Origin of the sequence: Pseudomonas sp. NPDC089569 (genome assembly GCF_050280625.1) — a bacterium.
Taxonomy (GTDB): domain Bacteria; phylum Pseudomonadota; class Gammaproteobacteria; order Pseudomonadales; family Pseudomonadaceae; genus Aquipseudomonas.
This window is the reverse complement of sequence record NZ_JBNNVQ010000011.1, coordinates 31,267-53,805: the sequence shown is the minus strand read 5'-3', so window position 1 is coordinate 53,805 and position 22,539 is coordinate 31,267. Positions and strand designations below refer to the sequence as shown.

Here is a 22,539-nt window from a genome sequence, read left to right as displayed (position 1 = left end):
CTACTGAACGCCCTCCACACCGCTGTCGCCTTACGACCAGGAGCATCCATGGGCGAGCTGGCTGCGCTTACGGGCATCAGCCGAGCAACCCTGCATCGTTACAGCGGTACAAGAGATAACCTGGATAGCCAGCTCGGACAGCACGCAAAAGAAGCCCTCCTGCAGATCCTTGACAACATCGATCTGCTGACCACACAGCCCTTGGCTGCCGTGCGCCAGCTGATTCAGGAACACCTGGCCCAAGGTGAGCTGATCGCGTTTCTAGCGTCCCGTTACCCTGTGCACATGGGAGTTCAGGGGGAGACAGACCTGCAGTTCTATCTGGAAAGGCTCGATGCGTTGTTTTTCAACGGCCAGCAACAGGGTGTATTTCGGGTGGATGTCACCGCTACTTTGCTGACGGAGATGTTCGTATCGTTGCTGCATGGCGCCGTCGATGCTCGCCAACGAGGCCGCACGCCAAGAGAGTGCAGCAAAATTCTGGAGAGCGTTTTTTTACGGGGCATTGCGACGCAGGCGCTCAATTGAGCGCTCGCGAACAGGCGCACTGCGACAACACAGGGAAGAGAGACGGTGGCTATTGCTCGCCGTCTTCCAGCGGCGTACTCCAGATCACCAGCTCAAGGGCAGCGGAAATCTGGATGCGATGGTCAGCAAGCGGGATAGGCAACAGGTCCTGGGCGCGCTCCAGCCGGCGCAGCAATGTATTGCGGTGGGTACCGAGCACTTCAGCGGTCTGAGTGATATTGCAGCCATTGGCCAGGAAAGCGTGCAACGAGTTCTGAAGAGCTGCGGGCTCGGTCGCCAGGCGCCCTAGCGTACTCAAGACAAACTGCCTGGCCGCGCGGGCATCGTGGGTCATCAGGGACACCATCCTCACCTGATCGATCGTGGCAATGGCGGGTGCGCCAGCCAACCGGCCCATCAATCTCTGGGTGGTCAAGGCTTCCAGGTGCGATCGACGGAAGCCGTTCATTCCCGCGCCTGGGGAGCCGATTGCCGCGCGTATCTTTGGAAACTGCCGAGCGACGCCTTGCAGCAGGTTCAGGTCCAGCGGCTTTGCCGCATTGCTCCAGACCCACAGGGTCGCTGGACCTGCGAACACGATCAGGGGCGCTACCGTGCCAGTGAGATGCGCCAGCGCGCGCGCCATCTCTTCCAGCGGGCGGATCTCTGCGTTCGGGGTTTCGCTCCAGACGAGGCAAGCATGGTGCTTCTGGGAAAGGCTGTAGCCCAGTCGCCTGCCGAACTGCTCTGCATCCACGTCTCTGCCATCGAGCAACCGACTGACCAGGGTGCGTCTGTCGACAGGGTCGTCATGGGCTAGGGCGCTCTTTTCTTCCAGGATGATCTGGGTCACCACACGCATGTTGCTGTCGATGAACTCCGAGATCGAGCGCGTCGAGACTTCCAGGAACTCCTCGAGCACCACAGGATCCTGCGTCAGGCTGAACGCCATCTTCATCCACAGCTCCCAGGCTGCGTTTTGTGTCGACCTTGCGACGTTCATCAGCAGTTCGGACAACCCCCTGCGGGCGAGCTCCCTGGCTGTGTCCACCATGTCAGCAGATACGTATGGTTCCACCGGCTCTCCAGGGCGCTGCAGATTTGCATTCGCCCAGTGCAGCAACTCTGCCCGATTGGCGCGCCGGCACGCCGCGAGGATGACCGGGTCCTCCAGCAGCTTCGCATCTTCCGGTGAAGAGAAAAGCGCCTGATTCAGGCGCTCGATCCACTCCGGCGGCAGCGTCTGAGCGAGCTCGGCGCCTTTGCGCATGAGCTCACGAACGGCTTCCGATGGGCGTGGCCAGGGGGATGGCGTGCTGGTCATGGGCAGTGCAAATCACTCAAAAATCTTAGGGAAAATGGTGCAGTTTGTACCTTGGCACCTAGCAAGGGGAAACCTAGCATGAACTCACTGCCTGAACAAAAAAAAACAAGGAGGCACCGTGACGCTCCATGTTCTTTTTTTGGGTTTAGCGCAGTGGCAAGCGGGTCTGTTCTTTGATGCCCATTGACGGGGCATCAATCCACCTGCGCCAACCGATCCTTTTAATCTGGAGTGTTCTCAATGTCAGCCTCTCGCGACTCCTTGCCAAGTCTGCCCATCGTAACCCGATCGACTTCAGCGCAAGAGATTGTTCTGCTGAGTGATCAGGCGGGTGCAGTCATCATCCGTAACTTCATGACGCCTGAACAAGTAGTACGGATCAACGACGAACTCGAAGCACCACTTGCCACGCTGGATGCGGGTTCCAAGCACGAACACGAATTGATTGCAGCGTTCCATGGCCAACAAACCAAAAGGCTTACCAACCTCGTTACCTACAGCAAGACCTTTCGTGAGGAAATCCTGGATGACGACCTCTTTCACGATTTGGGGCGAGTGCTTTTCGAGCCAGAGTGTGGTGACTGGTGGTTGACAACCGCTCAACTGATCGAGATCGGCCCGGGCAATAAAGCTCAAATGCTGCATCGTGACATGGCGCAGTATCAACCGTTTGTGGCCATGAACAAGAATGCGCCACGCGCCATTGCGAACCTGATGCTGGCCCTGACGGATTTCACCGAGGAAAACGGCGCTACGCGCTTGATTCCGGGGAGCCAGGACTGGGATGACTTCGAAGATGTGGGAACGCCAGAGATGACGATCCCAGCGCTGTTGAAAGCTGGGGATGCCGTGCTGTTCGGTGGGAAAGTCGTTCATGGTGGCGGGGCCAACGTAACGACTGACCAGTACCGTCGCGGGCTGACGATCCCGATGCAAGCTTCGATTATCACGCCTGAAGAAGCCTATCCGTTGATCGTGCCTCTAGAAGTGGTCAGGACGCTGACTCCGCGTGTGCAGAAGATCCTCGGTTTCCGTTCTCAGTACCCCAATGGCAGCCCTGGCTTGTGGCAACATAATTACGCAGACTTGGCGGATTATCTCCAGCTCTAGAAACGTCCAAAGTTGACCTGTCTGGTCCTGGAAGTGCTACACCGTCAAAACACCCAGACAACCAACGAGGCCAGGCATCGGCTTGCGATGCCTGGCCTCTGAGCGAGTGGCGGTAAACGTCTCATGGCCAGCGTGCCGCAGGCAGTTCGCCCATCGGCGCGCTGGGCAATGAGCGACCCTTCACTCCTGGTAGGGTACGAGCCCACGACGTGAAAACAGAACAGGTGTCCCGTCGGCATTGAACAGCGCCGCCGTCAGCGAAACACCATCAGCGGACTGTTTTTCCTGGAAACTGTGTCCACCATCGCTGCTCTGTACCATCAGCCCGTCCAGCCCGACCGCCAGCACTCGAGGGCCCGCTACCGCTACGGAGGTGACCGAACCTTTGCTTTGCGTTGGCAACCTGCGGAAGCCCTTGCCGTGCATTGAACCCTGCAGCAAGGTGCCACGCTGGCCTCCTAGCAGCAGGCTTCCATCGGCCAGTACCGCGCCGGACCAAAGGGTGCCTTCGTAGCCGGTATCCAGATAACGCCAGCTTTTTCCATGGTCTTCGGAGTGCAACACCTGCCCATGTTCGGCCGTGGCGTAGAGCGTGCCGCGGCTATCGGCAAAAAGCCCCATCAAGTTAAGGTCAGCCTTCTTGGCGCCCGGTGGTGCCTGCACGGACTGCTCCGTCCAGGTCTGCCCACCATCCTCGGTAGTCAACACCAGAGACCAGAGGCCCACTGCAACGCCCTGTTCGGCATTGAAAAAATGCACTGCGAACAGGGGCCGATCCTCTGCGCTGGACAGGTGCTGGATCTGCCAGGATTCACCGCCATCGATGGTGGACAGAATCGCTCCCCAGTGGCCAACCGCCCACCCCCGCTTGGCATCCACGAAAGACACCCCCGTCAACGGCGTGGACAACGGTACCGAGCTCGCCTGACGGAAACTCTTACCGTGATCATCGGACAACAACACGACGCCGTGATCGCCGACACCAACCACCCGCTCCCCTGCCCATACGGCATCCAGCATGGTGGCCTGCGTGGCATTGATCGAGTGGACGGCGGGTACTGGCTGTAGCAGCGCGGCCTGGAGAGACACCAGCGGCAACGCTGTAGCGAGCAAAGCCGCCGTTAATGAAACCATGTATCGCATGTTTCTCTCCTTAGTGCACAAGCGCACCGATCATGCGCACAGGGCGCCTACGCGGGAACACCCGCTCCAGCCATACGGCAAAGGCCGGCAACACGGTCATGGCCATGACCATGTTGACGATAAACATAAAGGCGAGCAGCTTGCCCATGTCAGCCTGGAACTTCAGATCGGAGAACGCCCAGGTGGCGACGCCGACTGCCAGGGTGATTGCGGTGAAAATAGTGGCGACACCTACCTCGAGCAGCGCGTACTCGACCGCCTTGGTGATCGACTGGCCATGGGCCTGGTGCAGTTGCAGGCGGTTGTAGATGTAGAAGGCGTAATCGACGCCAATGCCAACCGCCAGCACCATCACCGGCAAGGTGGCGATGGTCAGGCCGATCTGCAGTTCCTTCATGAACCAGTAGCCAATGAAAGTACCTATGGTCAAAGGCAGACAGCACACCAGGACCGCTCGCCAGTCGCGATAGACAACGAACACCAGCAGTGCGATGGCGGCATAGACATAAAGCAACATGGGGGTTTCGCTTTTCTCCACCTCTTCGTTGATGGCTGCCAGGACACCGGCGTTGCCTGAAGCTAGGCGAACCGAAATGCCAGGCATCGGATACTCGCTTCGGAAAGCCTTGGTGGCTTCGACCACCTTGTTGATGGTGGTGGCTTTGTGATCTGCCAGATACAGGTGTACGGCGGACATGCTGCAGTCGGTACGCGTCAGCCCAGGCGTACGTGCAACCTCGGTGGCCAGCGCGGCGTAGTTCATCGAATCGATGGGAACCGCGGCCATCTTTGGATTGCCTTCGTTGTATCCCTCGTTGAACTGACGCATGTTGGTGGAGAAGGAATTGATCGACAGTACGCCAGGCACCCCCTGCATGGCCCACACGAAGCGATCCTGATACTGACCCAGCGCCACATTTTCACAAGCAACCGTGGCGTCTTCGCCGGAGGTGTTCCGGTCGACCTCGAAAACCACACTGAGCCAGTCCAGACCGATGTCGTAGTTGCTGGCGATGGAGACCGCATCACGATTGAAGCGTGAGTCCTCGCGTAACTCCGGCGCACCCGCCTGCAATGTGCCAACGACCCGGTCATGGCTTTGCCAGATCGCCACCAGGAACACGACCAGTGCAACGCCAAGCACCCACTGCGCGTTGCGTCGCTCGGCGAGCCGAGACAGGCCGTGCAGCCAGCGTGTACGGCGCTGTCGCGAGATTTCCTGCGCGGCGGCGTAATTGTCATCGACCCGTAGCAATGACGCCACCAAAGGTAACATCAGCAGATTGGTGATGATCTTGTAAGCCACGCCCAGAGACGCAGTAATGGCCAGTTCCCGCACCATCGGGATGGGGATCAAGAGCAGCGTCACGAAGGAAACCAAGGCGGTCACCAGCGCCAGCGTCCCAGGGATCAGCAAGCCGCTGAAGCTTGAGCGGGCCGCCTGCTCAACGCTTTTGCCGATGGAGATTTCACGGACGATGAAGTTGATTTGCTGCACACCATGGGAGACCCCGATGGCGAATACCAGGAAGGGTACCAGGACCGCCAGCGGATCGAGGCCGTAACCCAATAAGCGCAGGCTGCCGAATTGCCATACCAGTGAAGCTAGCGAACACACCAGCGCCAGCAGCATGAAGCGCAGCGAGTGGCAATACCAGTAGACCGCACCCGCCGTCAGCAACAAGGCCAACAAACAGAACTCCAATACGGCTGAAGCACCGTCAGCGATGTCACCGATCTGCTTGGCGAAGCCGATGATCTGGATTTCGAAGTCGCCATCCTCGAACTGCTGGCGGATCTGTTTCTCCAGCACATGGTTGAAAGCGACATAGTCCAGGTGGGCTCCGTTGGCGTCATACTCATTGAGCTCCACGGTGATCATCGCGCTGCTCTGGTCACGGGAAACCAGCGTACCAATGAAGCCTCCCTGCGCGGTGGAGTTGGAGATCGTGGCGATGATCTCGTCATTCAAGTGCTCGGGAGACACCGTTCCCGGCACCAGTGGATCGGCACGGAATCCCTCTTCAGTGATCTCGTTGACGAAGGCATTGGGCGTCCACAACGAACGCACACTGCTGCGGGAAACACCGGGGAGGAAGGTAACCGCCTGGGTGACGTCGTAGAGCCGCTTCAGGCCCGGGGCGCTCCAGATACCGCCGTTGCGGGCCCTGACCACGATGGTCAAACGATTCGCCCCCAGCAGGTCATTGCGGTACGCCTCGAATGTCTTGATGTATTCGTGGCCTATCGGCAATTGCTTTTCGAAGCCAGCATCCATGCGCAGTTGCACAGCGAACCAGGCCATGATCAGAGTGAAAACGGCCAGACTCGCCAGCACCAGCCGGCGATGCCCGAACAAGACGCCCTCGACGCGTGATAGCACGCCACGCGCCCGGATTTCAGATAGTTTTACAGAACCGTTCACGGCAGGCCTCACAAGGTGCGGGAGATCGCGACACCGACATAGTCGCGGTCACGGTACAGCTGGTCGTAGGGGGTATCGCCCCCCATGAACTTCGCGTAGTTGAGAGAAATCTGCCAACTGGCTGGGTTTCGCACGAAGTTAAGGTAGAGATTCATGCTGCTCGCATCTTCAGTGAAGGTTGCGGTGACGTTCGGTGTACGTCCCCCCAGCGACCGTGAGTAGAAGACGCCAGGCGTAACCTGCCACCCCGGCAACAATGTGCCGTCATAGGTCAGACTGAGGTCCAGATTGATACCCGATGAGGTCTTGTCGCCATGCGCCTTCGGCGGTGTCGCGGGGTCCAGCTGCCATGTGTTCAGGCCGGCAGCGATTGGCTCACCATTGACCTCGTCATGCAGCCCCGGGTATTTGATGACCACCAACTCAGTCAGCAAGGTGCCCGTGCTGGCCCCGGTAAATTCGAGAAGCGCCGGGGAGTTGGAAGGGGTAAAGCTATACAGACCTGTCAGGTGCCACTGGAATTTCTTCTCGTCCTTCCAGCATTTGCCACCATTGTTCGCACACAGATCGATAGCAGGGTTGAGCGGTACGGAGTCCTTCGGTCGGTACGACAGCTCTGTTCCGACCGCCCAGTCGCCAATCGGCATGTTGGCGCTGATGCCATACAGCATTCGATCTTCCTGATACCTCCAGATCGGTGCCGCCGCGAAGGTGTTCGGATCAAGAATGTCTACACTCAGTGACGCCAGCTTGTCGTGATAACGCATCACGTAGAGTCCGTAGTTGACGTCGCTGTCCTCCGGTTGCCAACGCAGAGAAATACCCCATTGGCCGCTATCGCGAGCGTCCTTGTCGGAGAAGCCGTATGCCCCCTTGCCCGCACCGAGTCCGTTGGTTGTGGACCAGTAGCTGCCCACCGGTGGCAATTCGCTCTTGTTCCAAGCGAATTGATAGTAAGCCTCGATATTCACCCCGGCACCCAGGCCCGACGCGACGCTAAGCATTGGCGCCGGCAGCACGGCTTCCTTGAGCTGCACGCCAGGACGCGCCAAGGCTTGATAGTCGTAGGCGTTGGTATTATTGATACCACCGGCCACGAACAGGCTTTCGCCCCAGTTGATCACTTGATTGCCCAAGCGAGCCCGGACCCGCTGCCCGCTCAGATCGAAGCCTTTGCTCACCCACAGATCAAGCAGGCGAGCCTTGAAGGCGAGGTCGTCGTGAGCGTTGTCGCTCAGGCCGTCGCTGCCGACACTCTCGGGCGTGTTGAACGACAGCGTGCCAGTGGTATCCGTTGCGGCAAAGTCGCGGATCCAGGAGCCTCGCGCCATGAGGGTGAAGTCCTCGGGCATCTTCAGCAACAGCTCATGCGTACCTTTGAGGTAGTTGGTGAAGAGATCGCCCCGGTCGTAGTTCAGGTCGCCCTGGTCAGCCACACCCGAGGTCTGTGCCAGGCAGCCAGAGGGCACGTTGTGCCCGCTGGCTCCCTGGTTGATCAGGTTGCAGCCCCGCGACTCCGTACGCACGCCCATGCCTGCGGTGATCGTGGAGTCGAACGAACCACGGATAGTTTCGGTTTCAAATGTGAACCCCATTGCCAATGGGGTTGCGCACGCGATGACAAAGCCTGACGTTTTCGTAATTATTTTATTCATGCTGGCTCTCGATCTGACGTCGTGTTAGCGCTCGCTGATGGCTCGCAGGTTATCGGAGGTGAAGAAGTCGCGTTTCAGGCGGGGGTTGCCACTTTCGTCGGTGATCCAGCGAATATCGTTCTTGCCCGCCCCGATCGATGTCATATCGAAGAGATAACGACCATCGGCCAGGTTGTACTGGACCTGGGCTTCCACGTCGCAAGCACCCGTCTCGTACACGGGAATCGAGAGCCCTTCGCGCACCTTCCAGATCTGCCCTTGCTTGTCATAGTCAACGGCCATCAAAGCGTTCCAGCTGTCCTCATCGATATAGAACATGCGCTTTGGCGCCTGGTGGCGCATACCTTGGCGGACATTGGCCTCGACCACCCAGACGCGATGCAGCTCATAGCGACGCGACTGCGGCGCAACCGAGTCGTTGCCAGCAAAACTCTCTGCCTTGGCGGAAGTGTCATAGGCGCCGAAAACGTTGTAAGGCACTAGCAGTTCCTGCTTGCCAATCAGTTTCCAGTCGAAGCGGTCCATTGCCCCGAAGAAGACGTTCGCTTCATCGACTGTGTACTGGTTGTCCAGGCCAATCTGCGGCGCGTCGTAGGAGTAGGACGGCATGCGCCGCACGCGACGCTGGCCAGGGAAGTAGTAGAAGGTAGTGGCCTGTTCGCCGGCCACGGCAGTCTGCACCGCGGCCTGACCGGCCAGAGCAGCGGGTTCCTGGAAGCTGAAAAAGGTGGCGTTTTCCAGGCGACCGACAGATGAGAAGAGTGCACTCCCCTTTTTGCCCCATGGTGTGAAGAAGACCGTGTCTGTCGATTGGCGTAACCATTCCCCACCCTTGCGCGGCGATATCCCGGAAATGCTCCGTGGGAGTTCGACGCCAACGCCGCGATAGCGCATCTTCATGTTCCACATCACCTCGGCACCGGTGCTGGGCATGGGGAACGGGATACCCGGAATATGGGCTTCCTCGAGGGCGACACCAGTAGAATCAAGCTTGGCGAAGCCAACGTTCTGCCTGGTGTTCTCGACCACGAAGTCTGGAGCGCTGCAGGTACGACGGGTCGGATAGACATCCATGCGATAGTCTGGAACTTTCTTGAACAGTTCAAGCTGACCAGGTGACAGCTTGCTCGCATGCTGCGCCACATTGCTCGAGTCGATACTGTAGAGGGGCTTATCGCCCTTGAACTTCCAGTGCTCCCCTCGTACCTGGCCGTAGCTCCATCCCGTCCCCTGCTGACCAGGTTGCGTCCAGGTCGGAATGTCCCCACCCGAACTTGCTGCGATCTCACCACCCAGAGGAGTCAGCTTCGAGCCCAGCGCTTCAGGCCCCATGGTCGCAGCCTGAACCGAGCAAATCGCGGTCGATGCCGCAAGAGTAGCGAGCAGCTGCCTGAAAATACGGCGGACGGATACTTCACCTTCCGGCCGTGCAGTTACTTCTTTCATTGGAGGATCCTCAAACAAAGGGGTTGGACCGGCTGCTCGACCTTCCGGATGGGAAAATCGGCGCCTGCAAATCTTGATCACCTGACATGATCAATTGATCATGTCAGGTGATCAACACGCAATCCATATGCCAGAAATTCGAATTAGTGGATTACACTAGATAAATCAGCTAGTTAGATTTATTTCTCGATCCATGCCCGCCACTTTCCCGCGCCATCATGGGAACTAAAGAAACATGTGTTACCAATAGATGCTCGCCCATGGAGCACCACTTAGACATAAGCACTCTTCGTAACTTGCAGAGGTTAATTGCGCCCGACCTCTATATATTTATCGCTCATCCAACTGGTACCAATGAGTACGGCTGATTCACCCATAAAAAAACCGCCCCGAGGGGCGGTAAAGAAGCAGGCTTTCGGCCCGCCATGGAGTTGCATCTGAGCTAAAACCATTGTCTACATTGAAGCGACGCATACAGTCAGTAACAGAAAAGCGCGTCACCTGTTGAACGACTCAACTGGAATGGAGCATTGCGCGAGAAGACACTTTCCTTGAACGCTGAAGTGCACAATAGGCATAGAACAACTGCACAATCGAATATGACCAGGTCAGGAAGGCGAAGGTCATGAAGATCATCTTCGTGTCATCACCCGGAATCGGGAAGAAGTCATACCGCAGTGCCACCGTCAACCCCGCCGCCCCGCCCAGGCTGGTGGCCACCGCATGCAGAAGCTCGCCTGCACGCGCTAGCCGCCAGGTAAAGTAGGACAGGTATAACGTGTAAGCCGACCACATCAGTACATAGAAATAGGGAAGTGACTCTTTAAATGCACTCGACAGAAAGTAAATGACCGCAGCGATAAAACCACCCAAAAACAGGAGGGCGTCCTTCCCGGCAGACGGCTTGTAATTGTGCGTTACCGCCATCAGCCCGAGTGTTGCAATAATAGGTACTCCGACCCCTCGGGAAAACGCATCGAGAAAGATGGCAATATTATAATTGGTTTGCCAGCCTGTAGCGATGAAGGTCGTGAAGTTCGTCGCAGAGATCCCTACAATCAAAAACTCCACACCAAGCAGATAGTTTTTACGTTTAATAAATGCCGCGCCATAATATAGGCCGCACACCACCAGCATTACGCATGAGACCAGCGCAAACAAATCTCTCAGTTCCACGATAACAGCCTCTTTATATAGGGACGCATCACTTTCCTGCAGCAACTTTCACAGGGCGACTACTTCGCGTTGCGCTCAGCCTTTCATGGCTTTGTATTGACGCACTTTTCTGTCAGTCCATGCATCCAGCAACTTGGCCGCCGCAAACGCAGACTGTATGGCGCACCATTGCAATGGCTCGGGCAGCATGGACGGTGTCTTGTGTTGCAGCGCAGCCAGCAACTCAGGCGCTTTACCGTTGATTTGCGCGGCAAAAAGCGATCCTACGAACGATTGAGTAGCCAGCCCGTGACCCGCGCAGCCGGTCGTGTAGAAAATATTCTGTTTCGCGCCCATTGCACCGATCACCGGCAGAAAGTCATAGGCGCCACTGACGTAACCACTCCAACAGTGCTGGATGCCAACGCCTTGCAATGCCGGATAGCGCTCGCGCAGTACCTGTGCCAATGCCGTGTAGGCGCCTTGGTCAGGGACATTGGGCGTCCTCGAGCCGTAGGCATAACCCAACTTCTTTACGGTCAACACCATGGTGCCGTGCGCCGTCAGGCGGTGGCTCTCCATGGTGTAGTGCGGCGTGATGATCCCTTCCCGCCCTTGCCACCCCAGGGCAGCCAGCTGCTCCGTCGATAGCGGTTGCGTTTCGATTGCCGACACCCGAATCGCCGCGACCTTGTTGCGCAACACCCCCAGCTGAGGGGTATAGGCATTGGTTGCCAGTACCATCACCGGGGCGGTTGCACTGCCGTGCGCAGTCTTGCAGGTGATGACTGGCCCTTCGCTGAAGGAAAGCAATGGCGTGCGTTCGTAGAGTTTCACACCCGCCTCGATGGCCGCACGCCGCAGACCGCCGACGTATTTCCCAGGATTCAAGGTGCCGCCGCACTGCTCTGTGCCGAACAGAAAGGCAGGCGGGATCCCCCGCGCACGCATCTCGGCACCGTCCACGAAGCGGGTCACCGCCCCCAGTTTCTGACCCAGCGCCATGTTTTGCCGCAAGCGTTTTTCCTGGCTGGGATGAACACCCGCCCGGATCACGCCCGAAGGGTTGTAGTCACAGTCGATACCCAATGTTTTCAATCGGCCTTCAACGTAGGGCACGGCCTCGTCGTAGAACCTGACGAACTGCGTTGCCTGCTCCACCCCCACCCGATTGACGAAGACATCGCACTCGACCCCCATGCTGCCTAGCAGGTAGCCCGCGTTGCGACCACTGGCACCGAAACCCGCGAACTCCTGCTCCAGCACGATGACATCCGCCCCGAGCGCCCTCAGCTCCAACGCAGTCGACAGGCCGGCAAAGCCGGCGCCGACCACAATGACATCGGCCTGCGCGTGTCCTTTGAGCGTTGGCTGCAAATCGCCCGGCCGCTCTATCCATCCACCCAGACTGCGAAACTTCAACGGCGCTGCGTCACCGTGGGCTGCTTCGTTCAACGCATTCATTTACATGACTCCCAGAATATGGACCGCTGCTCCCACCATGGGCCGTCCCATGGCTGCGCGGGATCGTCAGAACCCTTTTCCCGGCTCGGAGAATGCAGACATGCCCAGGAGCTCTTGCGGGTCTCGCATCTGGCCATCGATTTCCACCCAACCCAGCAGCGTGGAGCTGACACTCCAGCCCAACAGGCGTTGCATTTCTGCAGGGAGCTGGCGAACGCGTTCAACGGGAATGGAAAGGAAGTGATTCTCTTCAAGACGCAGGAAGGCCAGGTCATAAGCCATCGTCAGGCCGGTGCGAGGAGACGCAGAGGTGTTGGCGCCACCGCCGTGATACACCGACCCCATCCATAGCAGTGCGGAGCCTGCCTTCATTTCCGCCGCGACGGTTTCTTCCTGGGTCGGCATTCGCTCGTCATCCCATTGGTGACTACCGGGAATCACACGCGTTGCACCGTTCTCTTCGGTGAAATCTGAAATGGCCAGCATGATTTGCAGCCGGGCCTCACGACCGTACTGGGGGTGCCGCCAGAGCGACGTGGCATCGTCACGATGCAGTGGTTGAAGGCCTTGGCCCGGACCAATCTGAATCGCCTGGGTAATGCTGAGTTGAATGTCAGGCTCGATCTCGACGCGATCGCTCCCCACCCAGACGTGGGTAGGTGTCTGCAGGATCTTCCTGGCGGCCCCGATGAACAGCGGGTTCAGTGCCAACTCCACGGCCGTGTCGCTGCGCCCGATGATGCGGGCGACACGTCGTGTCTGCGTGCCTGCGAAATAAGGATCCACTCCACAAGGCGTGACATTCAAGTAGGTGTCCAGCTCTTCGGTAAGGGACTTCAGCGTTGCTGGTGAGACAAAGTCGGAAATGATGACCCCGCCGTCACGCCTGATGATCTCCACCACCTGCTCGATCGATGTATCGCTGCTGACCGTCGAGAGTTTTCGTGTATCCATCTGCTTTCTACCTGTCTGATTTTGTCATTGTTCTATTCAGTGAGCCGGGGCAACCAGGCTCAGCTCACCCACTGCTAGCCACAGTGGCGGCTCTCTTTCCGATTGCTTCGCCACCGCAGACCAGCGATGCCAAGCTGGAGATTTCATAATTATCGAATATAGTCATTTGATCAAGTCGTTTGATCATATTATTTACATGTGGCTATTCAGCCTCGGTCGATGCCTTTTCAATTCAACGCGACGAGGGTGCGGCCGTACCTTGTTGCGCCTCTCCCCCTGGAATGGCTATCGCACACCGAGTGCCTTCATACCCATTGGAAAAGGGAGCGCATCGACTCATGGATTGAAGAGTGACCTTGCGATAGCATTCGTAACCCTCGACGCCGGACCAGGGCCGGCGGCAACACCGAAAAAGGAGAACGTTCAATGGCTCGGATAGGTGCTGAAGAGCGCAGGCAGGACTTTATTGAGGCCACCGTGAAGGTGATCGCGGAACACGGGGTAGCCAACGCCACCACCCGGCGCATCGCAGCGGCGGCAGATTCTCCGCTGGCTTCGTTGCACTATGTCTTCCACACCAAGGACGAGTTGTTCTATGCGGTCTACGAGTCCTTGATCAACATGCCGCAACAGTCGTTGCAGCTTGCTCCAACAGGCGCCACGACAGCAGAATCGGTGGGGGAGATGTTGCGCCAGCTGGTCCAGTGGTTCACCGCTCACCCTGAACTGGCCACCACACAGTTCGAACTCTTCTTCTGGAACCTGCGCAACAACCCGGCCATGGCAGCCAAGATCTATACCGTTTCCATCGATGCGACCCAACAGGCCATCGAAAAGGTTACCGGCGCGGCACTGGATCAGACGGCACTGACCACCATCAGTCGCCTGCTTATCAACCTCTTCGACGGCTTGTTGCTCGCGTGGTCTGCCCATGGCGACCGTGAGCGCCTGGAGATCGAGACCGAGACGGCCTGCCAGGCGGTAAAGCTGCTGGTGGCCAGCTACTGAGACCCATCCGGGCACGCTGTACTTCGGCGCGCCACGGCATCCGAACGTCTGGAAGGTTTTTGACAGGCCGGCGGGCGAGCGTACCTTGTCGCTCACTCGCCCGCCGGTCACCGCCCCCACACCTTTCGTAGTAACGACGCGACTCTCTCCTCACGAAGGTCTGGCGTGAACGCCACTCCCACCTTCAAGAACATGCACTTTACCTACGGCTAGAGGAGCGCCCCGCTCCCAGCACCTCAATCACGATGCCTCCTTGATGGCCGATCTGGTCAACGGCCCAGGCCACTCAGGTGCAAATCATCCCAAATCGATATTGACCTGGTGCATTTTGCACCTTGCTACGCACAATCGGCAGCCCTATTCTTGGTCGCGTGATCAAGTCAATAGATCAGTCTCTATAACACAACAAAAAGGAGGCGACATGTCCTCTCACACTGCTCTTCCGGTTGAGCCGCTCGATGTATTGATCATGGGAGCCGGTGTGTCTGGCATCGGCGCGGCGGCCTACCTGCGACGCAATCAACCAAACAAGGCTTTTGCAATTCTCGAGTCCCGTGAGCGAATGGGCGGCACCTGGGACCTGTTTCGTTATCCCGGCATCCGTTCCGACTCGGACCTGTACACCTTCGGCTTCGACTTCAAGCCCTGGACCAAGGCTAAGTCCCTGGCCGACGCAGCGGACATTCTCGAGTATCTGCGTGAAGCCATCGACGAGCATGAGCTGGACCCCTTCATCCAGTACAAGCAGAAAGTCATCTCGGCGAACTGGCAAACTGACAAGGGCCTGTGGGCGGTGCGCGTAGAGGATGGCCACACGGGGCTGATCCGCATGATCGAATGCCGCTGGCTGTTCAGCGCAGGCGGTTACTATCGCTATGACCAGGGCTTCAGCCCTCGCTTCGAGGGCACCGAACAGTTCAAGGGACAAATCATTCATCCGCAACACTGGCCAGAGCAATTGGACTACACGGGCAAGCGCGTCGTAGTCATCGGCAGTGGCGCAACGGCGGTGACCCTCATTCCAGCCATGGCGGACAAGGTTGCCAGCATCACCATGCTGCAGCGTACGCCCTCCTACATCATCAATCAGCCCGCCAATGATGGGGTTGCAGCGTTTCTGCGGAAAATTCTGCCCGCGCAAACCGCCTACTCCCTGACGCGCTACAAGAACGCCAAGATTACCCTGGCCTTCTGGGGATTCTGCCAGCGCTTCCCCAAGCTTTCCCGGAAACTGCTCCTGTGGCTGACCCGCAAGGAGTTGCCAAAAGACTACCCGGTCGACGTGCATTTCAACCCGCCGTACAACCCTTGGGATCAGCGTTTGTGTTCTGTACCCGAAGGCGATTTGTTCAAAGCCATCAGCGCGGGTAAAGCCGACGTCGTCACCGATCATATCGAGCGGTTCACCGAATCCGGTGTATTGCTCAAATCGGGCAAGACGCTGAAGGCCGACATCATCGTTACCGCCACGGGGCTGAACGTGCAGCTGTTCGGTGGCATTACCCTGCACAAGGACGGTAAACCGGTAGTGCTCAGCGAGACCCTCGCTTACAAAGGCATGATGCTCTCCGGCGTACCCAATTTCGCGTTTGCGGTGGGCTACACCAACTCTTCCTGGACCTTGAAAGTCTGCCTGCTGTGCGACCACTTCTGTCGTTTGCTGGGGTTCATGGAGCGCAAAGGCTACAACGTCTGCGAGCCCAAGGCGCCGGACGGGATTGAAACCCGCCCCTTGCTGGACTTTGGTGCCGGATACGTGCAACGCGCGCTGGACAGCATGCCGCGGCAAGGGCCGCGCGAGCCGTGGGTGATGTCGATGGACTACTTCCGCGATGTCAAAGTGCTGCGCCGCGACACAGTGGCCGACAAGTGCCTCGCGTTCACGACAGTGCCCAATGCGCCCTTGCACGCCGACGTCGTGCTGCAGCAGCAAGGTAGCCGCCAATGAGCACCGATCGCTTTTGCGAGCTACCGGGGGAACGCAAGCTCTGCTATCGCAGCCACGGCCCCGAAGACGCCCCGGCGGTCATTCTGATCGTCGGCCTGGGGCTGCAGCTGACCTACTGGCCGCAACCGCTCATAGCCGGCCTGGTTGAGCAGGGATGGCGCGTCATCACCTTGGACAACCGTGACTCGGGCAGGTCGTTCTTTACCAAAGTGACGCCCCCCACGGTCATGCAGCAGTTCTTGCGCAAGCGGACTCCCGGTTATGACCTGGGTGACATGGCCAGCGACGTGATTGGGCTCATGAACGGCTTGAAACTGGAAACGGCGCACGTCGTGGGGATGTCGATGGGAGGCATGATCGCCCAGACACTCGCCGCGCGTTACCCGGAGCGCGTCAGGACCCTCACCTCCATCTTCTCGACAACCGGCTCGCTGCGCGTAGGCCAACCAGCGCTAAAAGCCATTTTACAGCTTCTGCGCCGCCCTCCGCGCAATCAGCAGGAAAGCGTCAGGGACTATCTGGACATCATGGGTCTGATTGGCTCGACACTCGAGTGGAATGAGCAAGCAATGCGTGACTATGCCATGGAGGCCTGGGAGCGAGGTGGTGGTGAGGCGAGCAACCTCGGTACCGCCAGGCAGATTGGCGCAATCATCAACTCAGGTGACCGCACCAAGGAGCTACAGCAGATTTGTTGCAGCACGCTGGTCATCCATGGGGATAAAGACCGCATGGTCGCGACCGACGGAGGGTTCGCCACGGCCGCGGCGATTCGTCGGTCAAGCTTGGTCCTGTTGCCTGGAATGGGGCATGACTTCCCGTCTTGCCTGTCAGGCACGCTGCAATCCCTTCTGGCAGGACACATGCGTTAGCACTGCTTCCCTTTTTTAGGGGTGTGTCGCTTGGCCGCCCCTCTTTTTATCCCACTGGAGGCTTCCCGCAGCACGTTCCACCCGAACACAAAACAACAAGACTACGGCTTGTGCGCAACCGTCAAGCCACACATCACACGCCTGAGCTGTTACGACGGCCCGGCGCGGGTGCTCCTCAACTGCCCTTTCAACAATGACAACAATTGAGCAAGAGGTACGTATGGAATTCAAGTTCTTACTCCCCACCAAGGTCGTGATGGAACCAGGCCTGCGTGAGCGCACCGGCGAGCATCTGCGTGAGCTTGGCCTTGAGCGCATCCTGATCGTGACCGATGCCGGGGTGAAGGCAGCAGGTCTACTGAACGGCGTCTATGCCAGCCTGGAAAAAACGGGGATTGCGTTCGATGAAATATCGGACGTCAAGGCAAACCCTCGCAGCGAAGACATCAACCACGTTGCCCAGATGTACCGGGGTAAAGGTATCGATGGCTTGCTGGCCGTTGGTGGCGGCAGCGCGATGGATGCGGCCAAGGCCATCAGCCTGCTGCTGACTCACGAAGGTCGTATCGAGGACTACGAAGGGTCGTTCACGCTCAAGCATGCCATACCGCCTATCGTCGCCATCCCGACCACAGCAGGCACCGGTAGCGAGGTGACATGCTTCTCAGTGATCACCGACACCGCCCGTCATTTCAAGATGAATGTCCTGGATTATCGAATCGGCCCGGTGCTGGCCCTGCTCGATTCACACATCACCAACACCCTACCGTCGTCAATTGCCGCCGCGACTGGGATGGATGCCCTCACCCACGCCATCGAAGCTTATACCTGTCGCGTATCGAACCCGATCAGCGACGGCCTGGCGCTGCATGCCATCCGCCTGATCAGTGAGCATCTCAAGGCTGCAGTGCAAGCACCGGACAACCAGCAAGCCCGTGAGCAAATGCTGGTGGCCAGCCTGATCGCCGGCATGGCATTCGGCAACGCGGACGTAGGCAGTGTGCACTGTATTTCCGAGGCAATCGGCGGCATGTACGACACGCCGCACGGCGTGGGCAACGCGATCTTCCTGCCCTTTGTGTTCGGTCACAACCGTGATGCCGATATCGTCCGCCACGCCCAGGTTGCCTACGCGCTGGGGATCGATCCCACGCTTTCGCCGGTCGACGCCGCCGAAGCAGCTGTCGGCCGCCTGTTCCAGATGAGCAAGGACCTGGGCATCCCCCGCTTCGCCGAGGTGAGGGGTGTGCGCGAGGAAGACTTCCTGACCATTGCCGAAAAGTCCAAGCAGAACTTTTCAGACGCCAGCAATGCCAAGGCAATGTCCGTGCAGGCCTACCACGACATTATTACCACCGCTTACAAGTTCGTAGCGTGAGGTGCCCGTCATGACTCAATCGACTTCCAACGCCTCATTGAGGCGCACCCTGGGCCCGTTTTCCGTTCTGCTGTTCGGCTTGGCATTTCTGGCCCCATTGATCGTCTTCGGCACCTACGGCGTGATCTCGCAAGCAAGCGGGAACACCACGGCGATGGCCTACCTGGTTGCCGCAACCGGTGTGATTTTCACGGCATTGAGCTACGGCCGGCTGGTCAAGGTGTTCCCGGTAGCCGGTTCGGCCTATACCTATACCCGCAAGATGCTGAGCGCGAATCTCGGGTTCATGGTGGGCTGGGCTGCCTTGCTCGACTACTTCTTCATCCCGATGCTGATCTGGCTGCTCGGCGCCAGCTACCTCAACATGGCATTTCCAGAGGTACCCCAGTGGGTGTGGATCACAGGGTTCATCGTCTCCACATCGCTGCTGAATGTCCTGGGCATTCAGGTGGCCAACCGGTTCAACGTGCTGTTGATGGTGGTTCAGCTTGTCATCATCGCCATGTTCATCGGGCTGTGCGGGCATTACATCGTTGCTGCCAACGGTCCTGGCGGGCTGCTGTCGGCCAGGCCGTTCTTCGATCAGGACGTGCCGTTCGCCACCACCATGGCCGGTGCCGCCATTGCCGCGTATTCCTTTCTGGGCTTTGACGCGCTGTCCACGCTGAGCGAGGAAACCCGCGACCCAGGCCGGACGCTTCCGCGTGCCATCCTGCTGGTCGCGTTGATCGGCGGCACGGTGTACGTCGGCTCCTCGTACTTCATGTACCTGGCGCACCCTTCTCTCACGTTCGAGAATCTGGATGGTGCCGCCTTCGAGATTGCCCGGATGATCGGGGGAGACCTGTTCTTCGCAGTGGTCCTGGCGGGCATCATCATCGCCCACTTCGCCGCAGGGATGTCGTTCCAGGCAAGCGTGGGTCGATTGCTGTACGCCCTCGGCCGGGACAACCAACTACCACGAGCGTTGTTCGGTGCCCTCCACCCTCGCTACAAGACACCGGCCTTCAACATCCTGCTCTGCGGTGTTTTTGGCACCGCAGGGTTTGGCTTGACGATTGCCACCGCGACGTCACTGGTCAATTTCGGCGCTTTTCTCGCCTTCACTGCAGTCAACCTTTGCGCGTTGCGGCTCACCTTCGATGCACGCGTCAAGGATGGGGCCGGCTTGTTGCGCGGCGTGCTCTTCCCACTCATCGGCCTGGTCACCGCCGGGTGGATGCTGGCCAGCCTGGATAAAGACGCACTGATCATGGGCTGCAGCTGGCTTGGCCTGGGTGCGGTTTATCTCGCCTGCCGAACCAGCCTCTTCCGCAACCCGGTACCTGACGCTCTGGTATAGCGACCACCTTCCAATCGAACGCTCTGACGACAACCACAAGGCAAGCCACAGGCCTTGCCGCTCAATGGTGAGTAACGACATGCAAACAAAACTCCTGATCAATGGCGCCCTCGTCGCCGGCGAAGGCGAAAACCTGGCCGTGTACAACCCGTCCCTGGGCCGTGTACTGGTACAGACCAGCGAGGCCAGTCGCGCCCAGGTCCATGCCGCAGTCCAGAGTGCGGATGCGGCCTTTGAAGCCTGGTCACAGACACCTCCCAAGGACCGTGCGGCACTGTTGCTCAAGCTCGCCGACAGCATCGACGCACAGGCGCAGGACTTCGCACGCCTGGAAGCGGACAACTGCGGCAAGCCTTTCGCTGCCGTGCTGCAGGACGAATTGCCCGCCGTATCGGACGTGTTCCGCTTCTTTGCCGGCGCCGTTCGCTGCCTGCAGGGCTCGGCGGCGGGCGAGTACCTTGCGGGCCACACCTCGATGATCCGTCGCGACCCGGTAGGCGTCGTCGCCTCCATCGCGCCGTGGAACTACCCCTTGCTGATGGCCGCGTGGAAACTCGGCCCGGCATTGGCCGGCGGGAACACCGTTGTACTGAAACCCTCGGAACACACCCCGATGAGCACCTTGAAACTGGGGGAACTGCTCGCCGACATCTTCCCCGCCGGCGTGGTCAACATCGTCCATGGGCGAGGTGCCTCGGTGGGTGAACCGTTGACCAGCCACGCTCAGGTTCGCATGGTGTCTCTGACTGGCTCCGTTCGTACAGGCAGCCGGATCATCGAAGGCACGGCCGACAGTGTGAAACGGATGCACATGGAGCTGGGTGGCAAGGCGCCCGTGCTGATCTTCGATGACGCCGACATCGACGCCGCCGTCGAAGGCATCCGCGCCTTCGGTTTCTACAACGCAGGCCAGGACTGTACCGCTGCGTGCCGCCTCTATGTACAGAAGGCGGTCTATCCGGAGTTCGTTCGCAAGCTCGGCGAAGCCGTGTCCAGCATCAAATGCGGACTTCAGGATGACCCGGCAACCGAAATGGGCCCTCTGATCACCCAAGAGCATCTGGAACGTGTCGAGGGCTTTGTGAACCGTGCCAGGGAGCTTCCCCACATCGAGGTCGTCACGGGCGGCAAGCGCGCCGCGGGTGCCGGGTTCTTCTTCGAGCCTACGGTCCTGGCCGGCACCCGGCAGGAGGACGAGGTGGTGTCCCGTGAAATCTTCGGCCCAGTGGTGACGGTTTCGCCATTCGAGGACGAAGCCCAGGTACTGGCTTGGGCCAATGAATCGGACTACGGCCTGGCCTCTTCGGTGTGGACTGCCGATGTGGGGCGAGCCCATCGACTGGCCGCACGCCTGCAATACGGCTGCACCTGGGTCAATACACACTTCATGCTGGTCAGCGAGATGCCCCATGGCGGGGTGAAGCTATCCGGATACGGCAAGGACCTGTCCATGTACGGGCTCGAAGACTACACCGTGGTGCGGCATGTGATGTTCAAGCACTGACACCGTAAGCCCATGAACAACGCTGCCTGGAACTTTCAAGAGGTTATGTATGAACAACATCGAGACTTTCGAGAGACTCGAATCCAACGTGCGGATGTATTGCCGTGACCTGCCACTGGTATTCGACACTGCTCAAGGGAGCAGGATCCACGCCGAGGATGGCCGCGAATACCTGGACTTCTTCGCCGGCGCCGGCGCCCTGAACTATGGCCACAACGACCCGCGCATGCGCGATGCCCTGATCGAGTATCTTTCGGCTAACGGCGTGACCCATGGCCTGGACTTGCACACCAGCACCAAGCGTCAGTTCCTTGAGTCGATCGAGCGTGACCTGTTCAAGCCACGTGGCTGGGACTACAAGGTTCAATTCACAGGTCCAACCGGTGCCGATGCTGTCGAGGCAGCACTGAAGCTTGCGCGCAAGGCAACCGGGCGCACCAAGATCGTATCGTTCTACGGTGCCTACCACGGCATGACAGCCGGGGCCCTGGCGATCACCGGCAACCGGACTCGCCGAGGCCCCGGGTTGTCCAGCGACGTGGTTTTCGTTCCGTACGAAGACAGCCCTTACGGCGAGTTCGACAGCATTGGCTTCCTCGAACGCCTGGCCAACGACCAGGGCAGCGGATCGGAACTCCCTGCGGCCGTGATCGTGGAATCCGTCCAGATCCAGGCGGGTGTCTATGCGGCATCCAATACATGGTTGCAACGGTTGCGCAAGTGGACCAGCGATCACGGAGTGTTGCTCATCTGCGATGAAATCCAGGCGGGCTGCGGCCGGACCGGCGACTTCTTCGGCTTCGAGCGTTCCGGGATTCAGCCAGATCTGGTCACCTGTGCGAAATCGATCGGCGGCTTTGGCCTGCCAATGGCGATCGTGTTGATTCGCGCTGAGCTGGATGTATGGCAACCCGGCGATCACATCGGCACGTTCCGCGGCAACCAGCTGGCGTTCCTCACAGCCCGGATCGCGCTCGGCTATTGGCGCGATGAGCAGTTCCTGAAGTTGCTTGCCGACAACTGCGCGACGATGGAGCGCGAGGTTGCCGGATTCGCAGAGACTCCTGGCGTAGCGTCCGCGCGCTGTCGCGGCATGATCGCAGGCATCGACTTCGGCCGCGGCAACGTTGCGTTCGCCAAGGATGCCCAGCAGCGCGCGCTGCAGGCGGGTGTACTGGTAGATCGCTGCGGCCCGAACGGTGAAATCATCAAGCTGATGCCACCTGTGAATACCCCGACCGATCAGCTTGAAGCAGGCCTGAAAGCATTCGGCGAATCAGTCGCGGCAGCGCTGAACAAGTAAC

Annotated in this window: 17 protein-coding genes; 9 read left to right on the top strand and 8 right to left on the bottom strand. The window is 59.0% G+C overall.

The window, feature by feature from the left end:
* Positions 1–48 precede the first annotated feature (48 nt).
* Positions 49–528 carry a TetR/AcrR family transcriptional regulator gene (locus ACQKP2_RS07865; protein WP_427575695.1) on the top strand — a complete coding sequence of 160 codons (480 nt, stop codon included), beginning with the start codon at positions 49–51 and terminating at the stop codon, positions 526–528.
* Between the two features lie 49 nt (positions 529–577).
* Here the strand turns inward: ACQKP2_RS07865 and ACQKP2_RS07860 are convergent, their stop codons facing one another.
* Entirely contained in the window at positions 578–1,777 is a 1,200-nt protein-coding gene (locus tag ACQKP2_RS07860) for a PucR family transcriptional regulator (RefSeq protein WP_427575694.1), read from the bottom strand.
* Positions 1,778–2,071: 294 nt separating this feature from the next.
* Between ACQKP2_RS07860 and ACQKP2_RS07855 the strand changes: the two genes are divergently transcribed.
* Positions 2,072–2,941, top strand: coding sequence for a phytanoyl-CoA dioxygenase family protein (locus tag ACQKP2_RS07855; RefSeq protein WP_427575693.1), 870 nt, complete (start codon positions 2,072–2,074; stop codon positions 2,939–2,941).
* A gap of 180 nt (positions 2,942–3,121) precedes the next feature.
* Here ACQKP2_RS07855 and ACQKP2_RS07850 read toward each other — a convergent pair whose 3' ends face one another.
* The 7 genes from ACQKP2_RS07850 to ACQKP2_RS07820 form a co-directional block, all read right to left on the bottom strand.
* Positions 3,122–4,084 (bottom strand): WD40/YVTN/BNR-like repeat-containing protein, encoded by a 963-nt coding sequence (locus tag ACQKP2_RS07850; protein ID WP_427575692.1) that lies wholly within the window; start codon positions 4,082–4,084, stop codon positions 3,122–3,124.
* 10 nt (positions 4,085–4,094) lie between these two features.
* Positions 4,095–6,509, bottom strand: coding sequence for an efflux RND transporter permease subunit (locus ACQKP2_RS07845; protein WP_427575691.1), 2,415 nt, complete (start codon positions 6,507–6,509; stop codon positions 4,095–4,097).
* Between the two features lie 8 nt (positions 6,510–6,517).
* Positions 6,518–8,164, bottom strand: coding sequence for a DUF1302 domain-containing protein (locus ACQKP2_RS07840; protein WP_427575690.1), 1,647 nt, complete (start codon positions 8,162–8,164; stop codon positions 6,518–6,520).
* A gap of 24 nt (positions 8,165–8,188) precedes the next feature.
* On the bottom strand, positions 8,189–9,610 hold the full coding sequence (locus tag ACQKP2_RS07835) for a DUF1329 domain-containing protein (RefSeq protein WP_427575689.1): 1,422 nt from the start codon (positions 9,608–9,610) through the stop codon (positions 8,189–8,191).
* A gap of 513 nt (positions 9,611–10,123) precedes the next feature.
* Positions 10,124–10,771, bottom strand: coding sequence for a hypothetical protein (locus ACQKP2_RS07830; protein WP_427575743.1), 648 nt, complete (start codon positions 10,769–10,771; stop codon positions 10,124–10,126).
* A 90-nt stretch (positions 10,772–10,861) separates the two neighbouring features.
* Positions 10,862–12,229, bottom strand: coding sequence for an FAD-dependent oxidoreductase (locus ACQKP2_RS07825; protein WP_427575688.1), 1,368 nt, complete (start codon positions 12,227–12,229; stop codon positions 10,862–10,864).
* Positions 12,230–12,295: 66 nt separating this feature from the next.
* Positions 12,296–13,183: a phytanoyl-CoA dioxygenase family protein gene (locus ACQKP2_RS07820; protein ID WP_427575687.1), complete on the bottom strand. Its 888-nt coding sequence runs from the start codon at positions 13,181–13,183 to the stop codon at positions 12,296–12,298.
* 426 nt (positions 13,184–13,609) lie between these two features.
* Here ACQKP2_RS07820 and ACQKP2_RS07815 point away from each other — a divergent pair, with 426 nt between their 5' ends.
* The 7 genes from ACQKP2_RS07815 to ACQKP2_RS07785 all read left to right on the top strand — a co-directional run bounded on the left by ACQKP2_RS07815 (position 13,610) and on the right by ACQKP2_RS07785 (position 22,538).
* Complete coding sequence (locus ACQKP2_RS07815; RefSeq protein ID WP_427575686.1) at positions 13,610–14,191, top strand: TetR/AcrR family transcriptional regulator; 582 nt, start codon at positions 13,610–13,612, stop codon at positions 14,189–14,191.
* Positions 14,192–14,612: 421 nt separating this feature from the next.
* Positions 14,613–16,139, top strand: a complete 1,527-nt coding sequence (locus tag ACQKP2_RS07810) for a flavin-containing monooxygenase (RefSeq protein WP_427575685.1) — start codon at positions 14,613–14,615, stop codon at positions 16,137–16,139.
* Positions 16,136–17,011, top strand: coding sequence for an alpha/beta fold hydrolase (locus tag ACQKP2_RS07805; protein ID WP_427575684.1), 876 nt, complete (start codon positions 16,136–16,138; stop codon positions 17,009–17,011). Before ACQKP2_RS07810 ends, ACQKP2_RS07805 begins: the two co-directional genes overlap by 4 nt.
* 220 nt (positions 17,012–17,231) lie before the next feature.
* Entirely contained in the window at positions 17,232–18,389 is a 1,158-nt protein-coding gene (locus ACQKP2_RS07800; protein WP_427575683.1) for an iron-containing alcohol dehydrogenase, read from the top strand.
* A 10-nt stretch (positions 18,390–18,399) separates the two neighbouring features.
* The gene (locus tag ACQKP2_RS07795; RefSeq protein WP_427575682.1) at positions 18,400–19,731 is read left to right on the top strand and encodes an APC family permease; all 1,332 of its coding nucleotides are present in this window, start codon (positions 18,400–18,402) and stop codon (positions 19,729–19,731) included.
* 79 nt (positions 19,732–19,810) lie between these two features.
* Positions 19,811–21,235, top strand: a complete 1,425-nt coding sequence (locus tag ACQKP2_RS07790) for a gamma-aminobutyraldehyde dehydrogenase (RefSeq protein WP_427575681.1) — start codon at positions 19,811–19,813, stop codon at positions 21,233–21,235.
* 49 nt (positions 21,236–21,284) lie between these two features.
* Positions 21,285–22,538 (top strand): aspartate aminotransferase family protein, encoded by a 1,254-nt coding sequence (locus ACQKP2_RS07785; protein ID WP_427575680.1) that lies wholly within the window; start codon positions 21,285–21,287, stop codon positions 22,536–22,538.
* Position 22,539 lies beyond the last annotated feature (1 nt).

Bases quoted from the DNA above. Each gene is read 5' to 3' on its own strand.
- ACQKP2_RS07865 (WP_427575695.1), top strand. From the start codon at position 49: ATGGGCGAGCTGGCTGCGCTTACGGGCATCAGCCGAGCAACCCTGCAT.
- ACQKP2_RS07860 (WP_427575694.1), bottom strand. From the start codon at position 1,777: ATGCGCAAAGGCGCCGAGCTCGCTCAGACGCTGCCGCCGGAGTGGATC.
- ACQKP2_RS07855 (WP_427575693.1), top strand. From the start codon at position 2,072: ATGTCAGCCTCTCGCGACTCCTTGCCAAGTCTGCCCATCGTAACCCGA.
- ACQKP2_RS07850 (WP_427575692.1), bottom strand. From the start codon at position 4,084: ATGCGATACATGGTTTCATTAACGGCGGCTTTGCTCGCTACAGCGTTG.
- ACQKP2_RS07840 (WP_427575690.1), bottom strand. From the start codon at position 8,164: ATGAATAAAATAATTACGAAAACGTCAGGCTTTGTCATCGCGTGCGCA.
- ACQKP2_RS07835 (WP_427575689.1), bottom strand. From the start codon at position 9,610: ATGAAAGAAGTAACTGCACGGCCGGAAGGTGAAGTATCCGTCCGCCGT.
- ACQKP2_RS07825 (WP_427575688.1), bottom strand. From the start codon at position 12,229: ATGAATGCGTTGAACGAAGCAGCCCACGGTGACGCAGCGCCGTTGAAG.
- ACQKP2_RS07820 (WP_427575687.1), bottom strand. From the start codon at position 13,183: ATGGATACACGAAAACTCTCGACGGTCAGCAGCGATACATCGATCGAG.
- ACQKP2_RS07815 (WP_427575686.1), top strand. From the start codon at position 13,610: ATGGCTCGGATAGGTGCTGAAGAGCGCAGGCAGGACTTTATTGAGGCC.
- ACQKP2_RS07810 (WP_427575685.1), top strand. From the start codon at position 14,613: ATGTCCTCTCACACTGCTCTTCCGGTTGAGCCGCTCGATGTATTGATC.
- ACQKP2_RS07805 (WP_427575684.1), top strand. From the start codon at position 16,136: ATGAGCACCGATCGCTTTTGCGAGCTACCGGGGGAACGCAAGCTCTGC.
- ACQKP2_RS07800 (WP_427575683.1), top strand. From the start codon at position 17,232: ATGGAATTCAAGTTCTTACTCCCCACCAAGGTCGTGATGGAACCAGGC.
- ACQKP2_RS07795 (WP_427575682.1), top strand. From the start codon at position 18,400: ATGACTCAATCGACTTCCAACGCCTCATTGAGGCGCACCCTGGGCCCG.
- ACQKP2_RS07790 (WP_427575681.1), top strand. From the start codon at position 19,811: ATGCAAACAAAACTCCTGATCAATGGCGCCCTCGTCGCCGGCGAAGGC.
- ACQKP2_RS07785 (WP_427575680.1), top strand. From the start codon at position 21,285: ATGAACAACATCGAGACTTTCGAGAGACTCGAATCCAACGTGCGGATG.